This window comes from Barnesiella sp. An22, from assembly GCF_963931395.1.
Classification (GTDB): Bacteria; Bacteroidota; Bacteroidia; order Bacteroidales; family Barnesiellaceae; genus Barnesiella; species Barnesiella merdigallinarum.
Genome location: NZ_OZ007014.1, coordinates 962,225 through 974,891 on the forward strand (window position 1 = coordinate 962,225; position 12,667 = coordinate 974,891).

Genomic DNA, 12,667 nt, shown 5'->3' on the forward strand with positions numbered 1-12,667 from the left:
GAAATCATTAACCAAATCATAGGAATTATGGCAAAGTACGATGTAAGAGTAAGGTACACTTTCGAGGGTACCTACAAGGTCGTGGCGGAAGACCGCGACGAGGCGGAAAGAATTGTAACGGAAGACTGCGGTCTGGTATTGGGCGGAAACATCCACACTACCTGCGATGATGACGAGGTGACAGACTGGAATTTCGGCTCTCACCCCGACATGCAGATCCTCTCTGTCAGGGAACGGAACAATAAAGGCAAGGTAAGATACACGGCCATGTGTTTCAGAGACAGGATTGAAGAACTGAGAAAGGACATAATCGAAGCCATCAGGCAACTGCTCGATGCGCACGGCCTGAAAAAAATCACGTTTACCGACAACGAAGAAGACCCTGTATGGATCATCTGGTTTGACGATAATGCAGAACCATACGAGTGTTATATTACAGGAATTGAGGTTACTGACAAGCACATTACCGTGTTGGCAACAATAAAGGACAGTATGGAAGAGGTTTTCTGTCAGAGTCCTTTCGAACTCGGAGCCAGCAACATTGATTGGCTTAATCAAATGTACGAAGCAGTAAGGCTTCAACTTGAAAATACAAAAGGAAACTCTTGAAACGAAAGACAATATGGCAACAAAAATCAATATGGACAGATACGTCTGGGAAGGATGGACTGTCGGAGCGTTCATCAGGGAATTGGCCCCGCAGGTGGAAATGATCATGAGCGGGCAAAGCTGGAGGGAACCTTTCAGGAACAAACAGGAACTGGCGGACTGGTGCAGGGACAACCAGCCCTATTACAAGAAAAGGATCCCTGAAGTGAACAGCTATTTTGCAAGGATGTATAACCTTAAATAAAAACAACATTATGAAATATCAAGCGGAAAATGCAGTCTCCAGCTTCTTCTATTACATGTGGAATGCCTGGTGCGAGGAAGAGTGCAGGACAGTATTCAAGGAAATGCACCCACACTTTTGGGAAAAATGGTCTCTGATGACGGACAAGGGAATATTCGGAGCCGCTGAACGGTTCTATGCGGAACTGACGGACCATTACCGGGAAAAACTGGTGGAACGGGCCGTCAGTCTATATGACGGCAAGGCCAGACGCAAGCTCCCTGACGATTCAAGAATTCGGGTATGCAGCGACTGCGGTTCTGCAGAGATTGAGATACAGGCATGGGTGGACGTCAACACGAACGAATACCACAGTGATGTGGACGACGACATCTGGTGCTCCCGGTGCGCGGACAATGTGGAGACCTGCTCCAGACAATCCTTTCTTGAAAAGATGCAGGAATGGTGGAAGTCCAACAATACCGAAGCTCTTGAATACCTGACCGGACTCAAGGCGTCCGACTTCCCTTCAGACGATTCCGGGCAGACATTCGCCGATGCCGCCGATGAGTGGTGGAACGGCAAAAGCTATGACGGGAAACGGGACATATACCTGACAAACAACTAAAGGCAACGGATATGACACGGAACATCATTGACCTGATCTGCAACTCATGCAGTTGCGGCAAGGAAGAGGCACAGGAATACCTGGACGACGAGATAAGGAACCTGCAGGAACTTCAGGAGGACAACGACCTGAGAAGCGAAGACTTCGAGATCGCGTGCAGCAACCTCGGACTCGACCAGGACTGGCAGATATATTTCATCAACCGTCTCGCGGGACTTTAACATCTACGATCATGACTTATTTTCAGAACATACACTCACTGGCGGACCTGAAGAAGGAATACCGCCGACTGGCAATGCTTCACCACCCCGACAAGGGTGGTGACACTGTCCTCATGCAAAAGCTGAACACCGAGTTTGAGAAACTTTTCGAGATATGGAAAGACCGGCCTGGTGTCTCCTCTGCCGCTACAGGGTATGAACACGACTATCAGGATGCCACCGCAAGGGAATACACCGAGTACGTGTACAATGAATACCGCTGGAAAGGGCGTAACTATACCGGACAGTCCTCGCCGGAAATCACGGAACTGGTCAGGGCATGGCTCAAGGAGACCTATCCGAGATACACCTTCTCGGTCCGCAGGGACGGATACAGCTCAATCCTTGTCCGGCTGATGAAAGCGGACTTCGAGGCTTTTACAAAAGAATCCGGCAAGGTACAGGGAGACATCAACCACTACAACATCCAGGCATCGGACAGTCTGACAGACCGGGCCAAGGAGGTGATGACAAACGTCAGGGATTTTGTGATGTCATACAATTTCGATGAAAGCGACCCTATGACGGACTATTTCCACACCAACTTCTACCTTACGCTCGGAATCGGCAGCTACAGACAGCCGTACCGGATGGAACTGCCGAAGATTACGGGAAAAGACAGTCCTGAAGTGTTCCGCCATCCCGAAGGATCGGCACACAAGGCAATGCGCCAGGCACTGGGCAAGGCCCGTTTCGGCTTCATCGAGAGCCGGAGACATATCGGAGAAATGATACTCGGAGAAGACTTTTACGGCTCACAGGGAGAACATTATTTCTGGCCCAAGGAATATTCTAGTGCGAAGACGGCACAGAAACGCATCGGAAAACTGGAGGCAGCCGGAATGCGCTGCGAACTGACAGGCTGCAACGGCGGATACATACGTCTGCTCGGATATACTCCGGAAACGGAAAGCAGTCTGGAACGGGAAAGGCAGGAATATGCCACGGCATACCGGAAGTGGATGTCAGAACACGGCGTATCCTCAAATACGGGAAGCATACACCCGGACATTTCAAATCCAATCAGACAGATACAATTATGACAAACAGGGAAATCATCAGAGAACTGAAACGCCGCGGCTACAGCCGGGTGGACATTGATACGGACAGTAGAGCCGCAAAGGCTTTCTACACCTACCGTGGCGGGGTTCATATCAACGGTACGGAAGATCTGTCATTCCATATCGTACCGCCACAGGACAGTCTCGGACTGGGACGGTTTGCAATATGCGCCACCCGTAACGGGGAAAGCTCACAGCTGGGGACAGACCAAGCCCCGTTCTTTTTCGGACGGCTGCTTGCCTTCCTCAAAGGTGAGAGAAAAGAGAAAGAGATAATAGATGAAATATGTACCGACAGAAAAACAGAATAGAAATATGAAAGCAAAAGTATTGAAATACAAGTTTGACGGCAACACCATCGTTGCCCCATACATGGAACTTGAACCGTATGCGGAGAATGTATTCATCTCGCTGGCAAGAAAAAACGAATACGGAAACGAAAGTGAAGACAGTTTCCATGTAATCTGCAAGATAGGTGATATCCATTTTTCCTGCGGACAGTATTCACGCAGAATCCTTGACAAGGAGGGTCACCGGGAAGAAGCGGCAGCCTATTGCAAGAACTGGATTGAAAACATCCTGAAGGATGCGGAGGATGGAAAAATCATCCCCCTCTTGTCTGTCCATGTATTCAATGCCCTCGGTCTTGACTCCACTCCCTTGGTACAGGCCCGTGAGACGTATGCAAAAAGGCAGGAAGAAAAGCGTCTGGAACGGAAAAGAAAAGAAGAACAGGAAAAAAAAGAGAAAGAATCCCGATGGCATCAACAACTCGACGAAAACAAACGGAAATTCCTGAACGGTGAGAAAATAACGGCAGAAATGTTTCTTGAAATCACAGGAAGGGACGGCTTTGACATCCATATCAGAACCAAAGGGACATTCAACCGACATGTAACAGCAATCGACCGGAACGGAACCGTCAGTTTCAGAAAATACAAAGGCCGCCGTACTCCCGACTTTACCGGATGTCATAAGGCTGTAACAGACTATCTTGCATTCCTTGCCGAAGATGAAATCAGCCAATAAAATCCAAAGCGGTAACAGCCATCCTATGCAACTGTTACCGCTATTATCAAGACATATCAGGATTTACAGCTTCCTGTTCAGTATCATCGCCAAGGGATAGATAAACTGGTTATAGACCTTGAGCTTCTTCAGATCCAGCACATACCCTGCATAGGGATTGGTACAGTCCGAATAGAAAAATACGTCGGTAAAACCCGCATGTTCCTTTATGATTTCACCTTCCAGGGGAATCTCGTCCACATCAAACTCCTCCAGAGGCAGTTCCTCCAGGCGGGCATGTTCCCCATTGCCCAACACATTAAGGTTACGGTTGAACAGCACGTATCCTCCTTTACGGTAATCCACACGCATACCATACGGGCGCTCCACAAGGAAAGCATCCGCAGCTTTCTTTATATAATCTTCCATGATTTTCAAATTAGGATTTGCAAAAGTACACCATTCCTCCGGCAATGACGAACAAATCAGAGAGAATATCACCATAACATGTACGGAAAACTACAGCAAATACCCCTTGTATATTTTATTTCCCTCCCTGCAAAGGTAGTCCCGTGTCCAATGTACCCGGACAAGGTCAGGCCCCTGCGGGGTTGGCTGAAAGAAAATCATCCTCGCCAAGGCTGCGGTATTTTCTTTCGCCAAACCTTGCAGGTACGGCCACGGGACAGTCAGGCAGGCGAGAAATAAAAAATACCGGTTCCCGGAGCCGGACGTGTTTAACAGATAAAATACAATGAGTCATGAAAATCCTGAATGAAGAACATTTCCAGAATGTAAAACGCTATGCCGAATCCATTGGCGACACCTCTCTCCAGAACTGTCTGGACCGACTGAAGAGCTGGGAAGACGATCCTAACCATCCAAGCGAAATCTCACTCTATTATGACCATGCTCCGTATTCGTTCGGTTTCACACAACGCTATCCCGACGGAAGCATCGGCATTGTAGGCGGGCTGCTCTATCACGGCATACCGGACCGCTCTTTCGCTGTAACACTGCAACCGTTCCACGGATGGCAGATACATACTTAAAAACAGACAATCATAGTATTAACTTTATAAAATTCAAGATTATGGAAGCATTGGCAGTATTGGAAAAGCAACAGCAGTTTGATTTTCAGAACAACGGAATCGAAGTAATGAATTTCGAGACTCTTCAACGTACCTACAAGGAGAATGATATCTATGGCAAGCCTGTCCAGGGCATCTATCATTACCAGGTCCTGCAGCGTATGATGGACATTTGCGAGAAGTATAATCTCGATTACGAGGTAGAGGAAATCTTCGCGGCCCAGAATAGGAACAAGACACAACCGGGAGTGAGCATTCTCCCACAGGTGGAACAGACACACGGCGAAAAGGCTGTGGAAGCTCACATTCTCCGACGTATCTTCGCTACCATCCGGATCAAGGACTGGGAAACGGACGAGCTGACGACTACGCTGGTCGTCGCCTACCATCAGGACGGCATACAGGCAGCCATAGGCCCGTGCGTGAAAGTATGCCATAACCAGTGTATCCTCTCACCGGAAAGAAGCATCTGCAACTACGGAAAGAACAAGGTGACAACGGAAGGTGTATTCGAGACGGTGGACGGATGGCTGGCCAATTTCGAAGTGAACATGAACGAGGACATTGCACGCATTCAGCGGCTGAAACGCAGAATCGTCTCACTGGAAGAAGTGTATATGTATATCGGTCTGCTGACAGCGTTGCGTGTCTCCCATGACAGTTCGGACAGGAACCTGTCATCCTCGGTTGAAACCTACCCGCTGAACCAGAGCCAGATTTCCATCTTCACGGAAGAGGTGCTGAAACTGGCCCGCGAAAAGGGACAGATCACCGCTTGGGACTTGTATAGCGTAGCGACTGAGATATATAAACCGGGCAGAACAGATTTCCCGGCACTGATTCCGCAGAACGGAGCCATGGCGGAACTCCTGCTTTCCCGTCTGCCCGCAGAGGTGGAAATACAGGATGCCGTTCTGGTAAGTTAACTCAAACTAATCGCAACTGCTATTTAGAAAAACAAGATGTAAGAAAGGGAGAATCTGACGGTAATATGCCGTCAGATTCTCCCTTTTCTTTTACTCTTCAAAGAGCAGCATATATTCCACCTTCCTTCTCCGTTCAATGCTCGGTACTACCTTGCCTTTATAACACCGGAAGGAAACATACTCCTTATAGATATTCCGGTCTCCGGTCTCCAGCTTCTTCAACAATTTGCTTTTGGGCATTTTGCCGTAACCTTTCAGACGGTATGCCCCCACATTATAGCTCAAAACAGCGGCGATCAATGAATCACGTCCCAGATAACTGAACATACGGCACAGCTTACGTAAATCCGCTCTCAGAATTGAATCCCCCTGTTCTTTAGTAATGTCATTGGTCAGCCTTTCCCCGGGAAGGACCTTATGCCCGTACCCGACATAAGGCCAGTGTCTTTTTTCTCCATGCCAACCCTCGAACCGCTTGATACACTCGACCGCAAGACTGAACCTGTCCTGTTTCTCCCTTACCGGATTCTCCGCCCGCAACGGTATGCTCCCGAAGCAGGCGATGGCGAAAAACGCCGCAAACAATTTTGCTCTTATTCCCATAGGCAGGTCAGGTTCATTGTGATACGATGACGACAGGCTGTTCCTTACCGCCGGAGGTAACCACGGTATCCTCATCCTCCGTCTCATTGTTGAAATCGAAGGTCAGCTGGAAAAGCTGTGCCGGCTCGCTGTTGTCCTCAAAATAGATGTCGATGCTCTGCTGGTCCTCACACTCGGAGGTGTAATAAAGGCGGAACACTTCCCTGTCCAGGGGATAACGGTCGTTGGGCAGCAGCACCATCCCGTCGTCCATGCGCAGCTTGCCTTCGCCGTCCGGCTGGAAATAGCGGATGGTATAGCGGGCGTCGGAGAACCGTCCTTCCCGTTTCAGTTCACAGCGGATTTCCACGGTCTCGCCTTTCACGATACGCTTGGGAACCGGCATCGTCTCCACCTTAAAGGGATAGGACTGCTGCACGTCAAGGTCATCGCTGCACGAGGTCAATATAGTGAAGGTCATGCCCATCAGGGCGCATACAAGGGCAAACAGCCCTTTCTTGTTCATAATCGGTTTCATATTCATTTCTTGTTTTAACGGTTTATAAAAAAATTACTGTTCAGGCGGAAAATTGCTTTCCAGATATTCGTTCAGGTCCTTGCATCCGGCATACAGGTCGGAACAATCGTCAATCCTGTCACCGTAGCGTTTCCGAAGGACGGCCAGTGTCCTTTTTCCGGCATCGTCATTGTCCAGGTAGCACCGGATTTTCCCGTAATGGTCCAGATAAGGGAACGAGCGTTCAAGCAGGGCCACCGAATTGAGGACCAGATAGTCCTCACCGCGGCTGATGCCGAGTACCTTCCACGAAAGGAAATCGATGAAACCCTCAAACAGGTTGCAGGTAAGCGAGCCGTTGCGGATAACGGAAATATCCTTGGGCGGCAGACACCATTTCATGAACCTGCTCCGTAGCTCATAGCCTCCGCTCATATTCCTGAAGCCTACGGCAAAATACCGCTTGCCGTACAGCCGGAACCGTACTTCCTCGCACTCTGCGCGGGCAATTTCGGCAGGAATGCCGCGTCCCTTCAGATAACCGAGCAGGACATTGCAGTACAAGGGACTCCGTACCACTTCCTCAAAGCGGGAAGCCTCTTTCCGCTTTTCTGCCCTGATACCTTTATTTCCTTTTTTCTGTCCGGCATATTCAGGTATTGTGCCTCCATATACTCCGGCGATAAACCTTGCCTGTGCCATGAAGCCGTCACTTCCTGAAAGTTCCCCGGCAAGGGTGAAGATGTCGCCTCCATGCCCGGTACCGAAGTCGTGCCACACACCCTTGCGGGTGTTCACATGGAACGAAGGTGTCCTTTCCTCACGGCACGGGGAGAGATACCAGCATTCGTCGCCGTGCCGTCTGACCGGCTCCTGTCCCAGACGGGACAGGAATTCCTCAATGGGAATGCCTCTGATCATCTCTATATCCATAGGCGTCTAATTGATGATGAAACGGACTCCAAGCCCGAACTGTGTCGTGAACTTTCCCAGAGAACTTCCCCATAGCACACGTTCACGCACATGGGCAAGCAGCACGATACGGTCCGTCACATAGCTTTCCAGCTCCAGCGTCAGGGCTCCGCCATAGACGAAGGCATCGCGGTGGGAAAGCATGGAACCGTCATACAGAATCTTTTCTCCCCAGTTCAATGTCTCATATCCCACCAAGGCGGAACCGCCGACAGAGAGGAAGAATATCTTCGCCGGGTCGGACAGGAACTTCAGGTAATAACCGCCCTCGGCCGTAAACTGGGCCCGTGGAACGGAAGTCCCGCGATAGCCGTAGTTCTTCAGCAGGTATTCCACGCCAGCCACCCAATGATTGGCCCTTTTCGTATAGCCCGACACGGCAAACCCCGTGTACCAGTCAACCGGAGATTGCAGGCTTCCGGCAAAGCCTCCCCTGAGTTCCACGCCCTTCATTCCGGGAAGGTAACGCTGGGCGTATGCCTGCCCCGATGACAGGGCAAGCGATACGCATACGGCAAAAAGAAACAGATACTTCTTCATGGTCATTTCACTTTAAGTTCATTGATAACCCTCGCTCTCACGATGTCCTCACTCTCCACGGTGAAGCTCTGATGACGGCCTCCGCTCTTCTCGTGCATCTCCACCACCAGCATCTTGTCGGTGGGAATGGTGAACTTGTCAAAGACAAAGACGGTACGCTCGTCCTTCTTTCCGGCAACAGCCGTGGCATAGTTGTAGGCACGCAGCGGAAATATCACCTGTTCCTGAATGGCCGTGCGCTTGAGGACCTTCTTGTCCACGATCTTGAACGTCACGAAATCCACCTCATAAGGCACGTTCGACGTGTTCTTCACCTGGGTGTGGAAATAGAGCAGCCCGTTGTGGGTATAGAGCCCGCGCAGCAGGTACTGGATGCCGAACGCCTTGCTCCCGATATGCTTGACATGACGTCTGTTGTCCTTGTGGATGGCCTTGGCAATAAGGTGTACCAGTTTGGGCGACTCACTGCCGAGCTCCTTCAGGTAGATGTCAAGGGCATTGTTCGGGCGGTTCACCTCGCTGCCGTCATGGATGAAATCGGCCATCTCGATGTTGAGCAGCAGGGGCTCGTCGGCATACTTCACATTGAAGGTGTAGAAACTTCCGCTTTCGGTAATCACCGACATGTTGGTCTCCTCACGGAAATTCTTTCTGGTAGCCTTGACACGGATGACGTTCTCTGAACCGTCCGCCTTACCCGCAATCAGATTCGGAGAACCGAGATCCACATAACGGACAGCCGAGGGAAAGATGATATGGGTCGTCTTGTCATACGTCACTTCCAGCCCGTATGGCGGAATCATCCGGTCAAAGGTGAGTTTTCTGGACAGCCCGTGATAGAGGTCGCTGTCCTCCTGCTGCGGATAGATATCCGCCTTCAGGGTCAAATCATTTACGGCCGCGGTTTCAGCCGACTGTGCATGTGCACTTGCAACGCCGCCTGCGAGGGCAAGCATCAAAAGAATCTTTTTCATGTCTTTACTGTTTTAATGGGTTATTGATTGTGGTTCTGATAAAGCATCAGTTCGTAGCCTGATTTGAGATGCACCTTCTCCTCGCGCATCTTCTTGGAAATGTACTGCGACACGCCCTGTATGGCCCCTCGTCCAAGCTCGGAGAGAAGCTGGTCGCCTGCCGACTGGTTGGTGATGGAGATGGTCGTGCCGAGATTCTGTCCCATGTTGGCGGCCACTTCCCTTACCGCATTCGCTTCCGTCGAACCGGGAATGAATATCCCGGCCTGTCCGTCACTGTCCAGCACGGTCAGTTCCACGGGAATGACATTGCCGTCATATTCGACCTGCAGGATTTCAATGCCAAGCCGCTCGCCCTGGATACGTCCCTCACCGGTCAGCAGGGTATTGCGGGGAAGCACATGTCTTCCCACACGCATAGCCTCCAGCAGCCTGAGACGCACGCTTTGTCCGCTGATAATGGTCTGGTCGCCATGCACGCAGGCCCGTATGGTATTCCTCGCCATCTGTGTCCCGGCACTGCCCACAGCCGTATGGAAGCCAATATCAGCACCGGAAAGCAGTCTCGCGAACTGTACCGAATCGGTAAGAGGCTGAGGAAGGGACGACACGACCGGAGAGGACACCAACCCGACGGGAACGGCTTTCGCCTTCCTCTCCCTTGAGGGACTTTCCGTCTCCTGACTGTCCGCTGTTCCCGTGCTGCCGCCCGAAGGCATATATTTGGCGGCAAGTTCATAGGACTTCTCCAGCAGAGCCACCTGTTCCTCGTAGCTCGGTCCGGCCGTCTGCGCTGCGGCAGCCTGTCTGAGCTGTTCCACCTCTGCTTTCAGGGCTTCCTTTTCCGGGTCTTCCTCAGGACTCTCGTAAAAACTGCCGAGAGTGGCGTTGATGTCGTTGTAAGCCGAGGCTGAAGAGGCGAAGGCTCCCGTCCTGCCGTTTCCTCCTGAATGGTACGCACGGCTTTCATTTTCACTTGCAATGTCCTGCGCCGGTTCTGTTTCCGGGACATTATCCTGTCTGTGTCCATCGGTCAGGGCGGAGAAGTCGGCCAGCGTACGCTTCTTCTCCTCCTGCCGGCGAATCATGTCTGCCTGCTCATAGGCAGCCATCTTGTCCGCCTCTATACCCGTACCTTTCGGATCGGGAAGTTCGGCATTGAAGCCCGTCTTCCTTTCCGCCTCCTGCCTCTCTTTCTCGGACGGGGCGAAAATTAACCACATGCACCCGAGGAACAGCAGGAACATGCCTGTGAAAACCAGATATTTCCTGATTTTCTGCTTCTGTTTCAATTTTTCTGCATCTGTACTCATAATCTTACTTGTTGAACTGGTTAAAAAACTCTTCCATCTCACGGACTTTCATATCGGAGAGGGTATCCGCAGGCACAAAGTCGGGAACCTCAAGCGGGGTTATCCTGATGATGTCCTGCCGGGCATCCTCCCGTCCGATGTCATAAATCGCACGGAAAATCATGTAGAAATTCACCAGTGCGAAAAGGGAAGCCATCACGATGACGACAATAGCCCTCTGACGGGGTGTAAGCCTGTCACACAGGCCGCGCAGCCTGCCCCCGATACAATCCTTGAACTTTACATACATTTTTCTCATACATACATTGTTTTATCTGTCATACATTCTGATATCCCTGTTCTCCAGCACATGGAACCCTTCCAGGATGAACCCGTGCGGATTGTTGTCACTGCGGGTGGAATTCCGCAACCTGCCATGCGTGACAAGGCTGCGTTCCGTCACGCTCTTCTCACGGATGATGAAAAGGCGTGCGTATGTCATGACATCATACGGATAGGTGTTGAAGTCGCATTTCACGCTGTCTATCTCGATACGCTGGCTGACATTGCCCGAAATTATTCTATTGTAATAACCCTGTTCGGCCAGATCCCCGTAATGGGAATAGGCGGAACGGTCACTCAGGAACATGGCACGCTGTACGTTCCCCTCGATGGCACTCTTGTCAGGGGCCAGCGTGAAGAACAGCTCATGGAAACGTCTGACATGTTCCCTTGCCTCTACGGGACGGTTCTGCTCCAGGTCCTGCGAGAGGGCGAGCATGAGCGACTTCCCCTCATCCAGCACATAGATCTTCTGGCGCTGGGCTTCGGCAAAACTGTATGCCTTCCACACGGAATAGCCCACAAGCAGGGTGCAGACACCCAGATAGACTATTCCGAACAGGCGCAGATGCCGGAAGCTGGTCTCGATATTTTTCAATGATTTGAATTCCATTCTTATTCGTTTTATGATTGTTACTTGATTAGTCTTCCGGCCACATTTCCTACAGTAGCACCTGCGGCACCGCCCACAATGGAGCCCGTCTTGGAAGCAGCCTGATTCACGTTCTTGCCGTAATTTCCCGCACCTCCACCGGCCTGAACAATCCAGTTGGCTACGGTCGGAATCGTGAAATACCCGATGATGCCGATAATCAGGAACGTGATGTACACGGCATTGGAACTGTCCGGAATGAAGTTGGGGTCGGACAGCTGCTCGATGTCCCTCTGAAGCATCAGGGTCTGTATGCGTGCCAGCACGCTGCTGAAAAGATCAGAGACGGGCAGCCACAGATAGATGCTGATATAGCGGACAAACCATTGGCTCAGCGAGGCCTGAAAGCCGTCCCAGCACGAAATGGCAAAGGAAATCGGTCCGAGAATGGAAAGGACAATCAGGAAGAATGTCCTTAGCGTGTCCACCACAAGCGCGGCCGCATTGAACATCAGTTCCAGCAGCTCACGGAAAAAATTCTGCACGGACTTCTTCATGTTGTACATGGCACGGTCCACATACATACCGCAAGCCTCGATAGCGTCCAGAGCTCCCAGTTCATCCAGTTTGTTGTCAAAAGCCTCCTTGTCCACCAGGTAGGCCGTCTCGGGATTCCTCCGCATCGCCTCAATCTCCAGCTTGTCCTTCTGCTGCCGATACTCATTCATGTCAAAGGTCTGCGTCTCCAGAATCCTGTGCGTTCCGGTCACGACGGGTGACAAAATGCTGTTGAGCGTACCCAGCACGATGGTCGGAAAAAACATGATGCAGATACCCAGAGCAAACGGACGCAGCAAAGGGAACACGTCAATAGGTTCGGCCCTGGCCAGTGACTGCCAGACACGATACGCCACATAAAAGAGGGCTCCCAATCCGGCAAGGCCCTTGGCCACGCCGGTCATCTGCGAACAGAGCGGCATCATGTCCGTGTACAGACTTTGCAGGATCTGGTGCAGATTGTCAAAATTCACAGCCAACAATACCATAAGC

The 12,667-nt window shown here is 51.1% G+C and carries 19 protein-coding genes; 9 read left to right on the plus strand and 10 right to left on the minus strand.

Annotated elements, in window-relative coordinates:
- The first annotated feature begins 27 nt into the window (after positions 1–27).
- From ABGT88_RS03850 to ABGT88_RS03880, 7 genes are read left to right on the plus strand one after another with little or no spacing between them, the layout of a single operon-like run.
- Complete coding sequence (locus tag ABGT88_RS03850; RefSeq protein WP_346700538.1) at positions 28–609, plus strand: hypothetical protein; 582 nt, start codon at positions 28–30, stop codon at positions 607–609.
- 13 nt (positions 610–622) lie between these two features.
- Complete coding sequence (locus ABGT88_RS03855) at positions 623–853, plus strand: hypothetical protein (protein ID WP_005801758.1); 231 nt, start codon at positions 623–625, stop codon at positions 851–853.
- A 10-nt stretch (positions 854–863) separates the two neighbouring features.
- On the plus strand, positions 864–1,460 hold the full coding sequence (locus ABGT88_RS03860; protein ID WP_346700540.1) for a hypothetical protein: 597 nt from the start codon (positions 864–866) through the stop codon (positions 1,458–1,460).
- Positions 1,461–1,471: 11 nt separating this feature from the next.
- The gene (locus tag ABGT88_RS03865) at positions 1,472–1,681 is read left to right on the plus strand and encodes a hypothetical protein (RefSeq protein WP_300131501.1); all 210 of its coding nucleotides are present in this window, start codon (positions 1,472–1,474) and stop codon (positions 1,679–1,681) included.
- 11 nt (positions 1,682–1,692) lie between these two features.
- Entirely contained in the window at positions 1,693–2,763 is a 1,071-nt protein-coding gene (locus ABGT88_RS03870; RefSeq protein ID WP_300131498.1) for an LPD29 domain-containing protein, read from the plus strand.
- Positions 2,760–3,092, plus strand: a complete 333-nt coding sequence (locus ABGT88_RS03875; RefSeq protein ID WP_346700543.1) for a hypothetical protein — start codon at positions 2,760–2,762, stop codon at positions 3,090–3,092. Before ABGT88_RS03870 ends, ABGT88_RS03875 begins: the two co-directional genes overlap by 4 nt.
- A gap of 4 nt (positions 3,093–3,096) precedes the next feature.
- On the plus strand, positions 3,097–3,810 hold the full coding sequence (locus tag ABGT88_RS03880) for a hypothetical protein (protein WP_338335946.1): 714 nt from the start codon (positions 3,097–3,099) through the stop codon (positions 3,808–3,810).
- Between the two features lie 63 nt (positions 3,811–3,873).
- Here the strand turns inward: ABGT88_RS03880 and ABGT88_RS03885 are convergent, their stop codons facing one another.
- The gene (locus ABGT88_RS03885) at positions 3,874–4,218 is read right to left on the minus strand and encodes a hypothetical protein (protein ID WP_346700545.1); all 345 of its coding nucleotides are present in this window, start codon (positions 4,216–4,218) and stop codon (positions 3,874–3,876) included.
- A 332-nt stretch (positions 4,219–4,550) separates the two neighbouring features.
- On the opposite strand from ABGT88_RS03885, the gene ABGT88_RS03890 reads away from it, so the two are divergent.
- Both ABGT88_RS03890 and ABGT88_RS03895 read left to right on the plus strand, forming a co-directional pair.
- Positions 4,551–4,841, plus strand: a complete 291-nt coding sequence (locus ABGT88_RS03890; protein WP_258328191.1) for a DUF4120 domain-containing protein — start codon at positions 4,551–4,553, stop codon at positions 4,839–4,841.
- 41 nt (positions 4,842–4,882) lie between these two features.
- Entirely contained in the window at positions 4,883–5,806 is a 924-nt protein-coding gene (locus tag ABGT88_RS03895; RefSeq protein WP_346700547.1) for a DUF932 domain-containing protein, read from the plus strand.
- 90 nt (positions 5,807–5,896) lie between these two features.
- On the opposite strand, the gene ABGT88_RS03900 is transcribed toward ABGT88_RS03895, so the two are convergent.
- From ABGT88_RS03900 to traJ, 9 genes are read right to left on the minus strand one after another with little or no spacing between them, the layout of a single operon-like run.
- Entirely contained in the window at positions 5,897–6,409 is a 513-nt protein-coding gene (locus ABGT88_RS03900) for a glycoside hydrolase family protein (RefSeq protein WP_217304510.1), read from the minus strand.
- A 13-nt stretch (positions 6,410–6,422) separates the two neighbouring features.
- A complete protein-coding gene (locus ABGT88_RS03905; protein ID WP_346702815.1) occupies positions 6,423–6,914 on the minus strand; it encodes a DUF3872 domain-containing protein in 492 nt (163 codons plus the stop codon).
- A gap of 45 nt (positions 6,915–6,959) precedes the next feature.
- Positions 6,960–7,838 (minus strand): toprim domain-containing protein, encoded by an 879-nt coding sequence (locus tag ABGT88_RS03910; protein ID WP_346700550.1) that lies wholly within the window; start codon positions 7,836–7,838, stop codon positions 6,960–6,962.
- Positions 7,839–7,844: 6 nt separating this feature from the next.
- The gene (locus ABGT88_RS03915) at positions 7,845–8,417 is read right to left on the minus strand and encodes a conjugal transfer protein TraO (RefSeq protein ID WP_346700552.1); all 573 of its coding nucleotides are present in this window, start codon (positions 8,415–8,417) and stop codon (positions 7,845–7,847) included.
- Positions 8,418–8,419: 2 nt separating this feature from the next.
- A complete protein-coding gene (gene traN / locus ABGT88_RS03920; RefSeq protein WP_346700554.1) occupies positions 8,420–9,391 on the minus strand; it encodes a conjugative transposon protein TraN in 972 nt (323 codons plus the stop codon).
- A gap of 20 nt (positions 9,392–9,411) precedes the next feature.
- Positions 9,412–10,704, minus strand: coding sequence for a conjugative transposon protein TraM (traM, locus tag ABGT88_RS03925; protein ID WP_346700556.1), 1,293 nt, complete (start codon positions 10,702–10,704; stop codon positions 9,412–9,414).
- A 4-nt stretch (positions 10,705–10,708) separates the two neighbouring features.
- Positions 10,709–11,002 carry a TraL conjugative transposon family protein gene (locus ABGT88_RS03930; protein WP_346700558.1) on the minus strand — a complete coding sequence of 98 codons (294 nt, stop codon included), beginning with the start codon at positions 11,000–11,002 and terminating at the stop codon, positions 10,709–10,711.
- 12 nt (positions 11,003–11,014) lie between these two features.
- The gene (gene traK, locus ABGT88_RS03935; protein ID WP_029426967.1) at positions 11,015–11,638 is read right to left on the minus strand and encodes a conjugative transposon protein TraK; all 624 of its coding nucleotides are present in this window, start codon (positions 11,636–11,638) and stop codon (positions 11,015–11,017) included.
- Positions 11,639–11,658: 20 nt separating this feature from the next.
- Positions 11,659–12,663 carry a conjugative transposon protein TraJ gene (traJ, locus tag ABGT88_RS03940; protein WP_032944415.1) on the minus strand — a complete coding sequence of 335 codons (1,005 nt, stop codon included), beginning with the start codon at positions 12,661–12,663 and terminating at the stop codon, positions 11,659–11,661.
- Positions 12,664–12,667 lie beyond the last annotated feature (4 nt).

Coding starts and splice junctions, on each gene's coding strand:
- ABGT88_RS03890 (WP_258328191.1), top strand. CDS start 4,551: ATGAAAATCCTGAATGAAGAACATTTCCAGAATGTAAAACGCTATGCC.
- traJ (WP_032944415.1), bottom strand. CDS start 12,663: ATGGTATTGTTGGCTGTGAATTTTGACAATCTGCACCAGATCCTGCAA.
- traK (WP_029426967.1), bottom strand. CDS start 11,638: ATGGAATTCAAATCATTGAAAAATATCGAGACCAGCTTCCGGCATCTG.
- ABGT88_RS03870 (WP_300131498.1), top strand. CDS start 1,693: ATGACTTATTTTCAGAACATACACTCACTGGCGGACCTGAAGAAGGAA.
- ABGT88_RS03895 (WP_346700547.1), top strand. CDS start 4,883: ATGGAAGCATTGGCAGTATTGGAAAAGCAACAGCAGTTTGATTTTCAG.
- ABGT88_RS03865 (WP_300131501.1), top strand. CDS start 1,472: ATGACACGGAACATCATTGACCTGATCTGCAACTCATGCAGTTGCGGC.
- ABGT88_RS03905 (WP_346702815.1), bottom strand. CDS start 6,914: ATGAACAAGAAAGGGCTGTTTGCCCTTGTATGCGCCCTGATGGGCATG.
- ABGT88_RS03875 (WP_346700543.1), top strand. CDS start 2,760: ATGACAAACAGGGAAATCATCAGAGAACTGAAACGCCGCGGCTACAGC.
- ABGT88_RS03915 (WP_346700552.1), bottom strand. CDS start 8,417: ATGAAGAAGTATCTGTTTCTTTTTGCCGTATGCGTATCGCTTGCCCTG.
- ABGT88_RS03850 (WP_346700538.1), top strand. CDS start 28: ATGGCAAAGTACGATGTAAGAGTAAGGTACACTTTCGAGGGTACCTAC.
- traN (WP_346700554.1), bottom strand. CDS start 9,391: ATGAAAAAGATTCTTTTGATGCTTGCCCTCGCAGGCGGCGTTGCAAGT.
- ABGT88_RS03885 (WP_346700545.1), bottom strand. CDS start 4,218: ATGGAAGATTATATAAAGAAAGCTGCGGATGCTTTCCTTGTGGAGCGC.
- ABGT88_RS03860 (WP_346700540.1), top strand. CDS start 864: ATGAAATATCAAGCGGAAAATGCAGTCTCCAGCTTCTTCTATTACATG.
- ABGT88_RS03880 (WP_338335946.1), top strand. CDS start 3,097: ATGAAAGCAAAAGTATTGAAATACAAGTTTGACGGCAACACCATCGTT.
- traM (WP_346700556.1), bottom strand. CDS start 10,704: ATGAGTACAGATGCAGAAAAATTGAAACAGAAGCAGAAAATCAGGAAA.
- ABGT88_RS03930 (WP_346700558.1), bottom strand. CDS start 11,002: ATGAGAAAAATGTATGTAAAGTTCAAGGATTGTATCGGGGGCAGGCTG.
- ABGT88_RS03855 (WP_005801758.1), top strand. CDS start 623: ATGGCAACAAAAATCAATATGGACAGATACGTCTGGGAAGGATGGACT.
- ABGT88_RS03900 (WP_217304510.1), bottom strand. CDS start 6,409: ATGGGAATAAGAGCAAAATTGTTTGCGGCGTTTTTCGCCATCGCCTGC.
- ABGT88_RS03910 (WP_346700550.1), bottom strand. CDS start 7,838: ATGGATATAGAGATGATCAGAGGCATTCCCATTGAGGAATTCCTGTCC.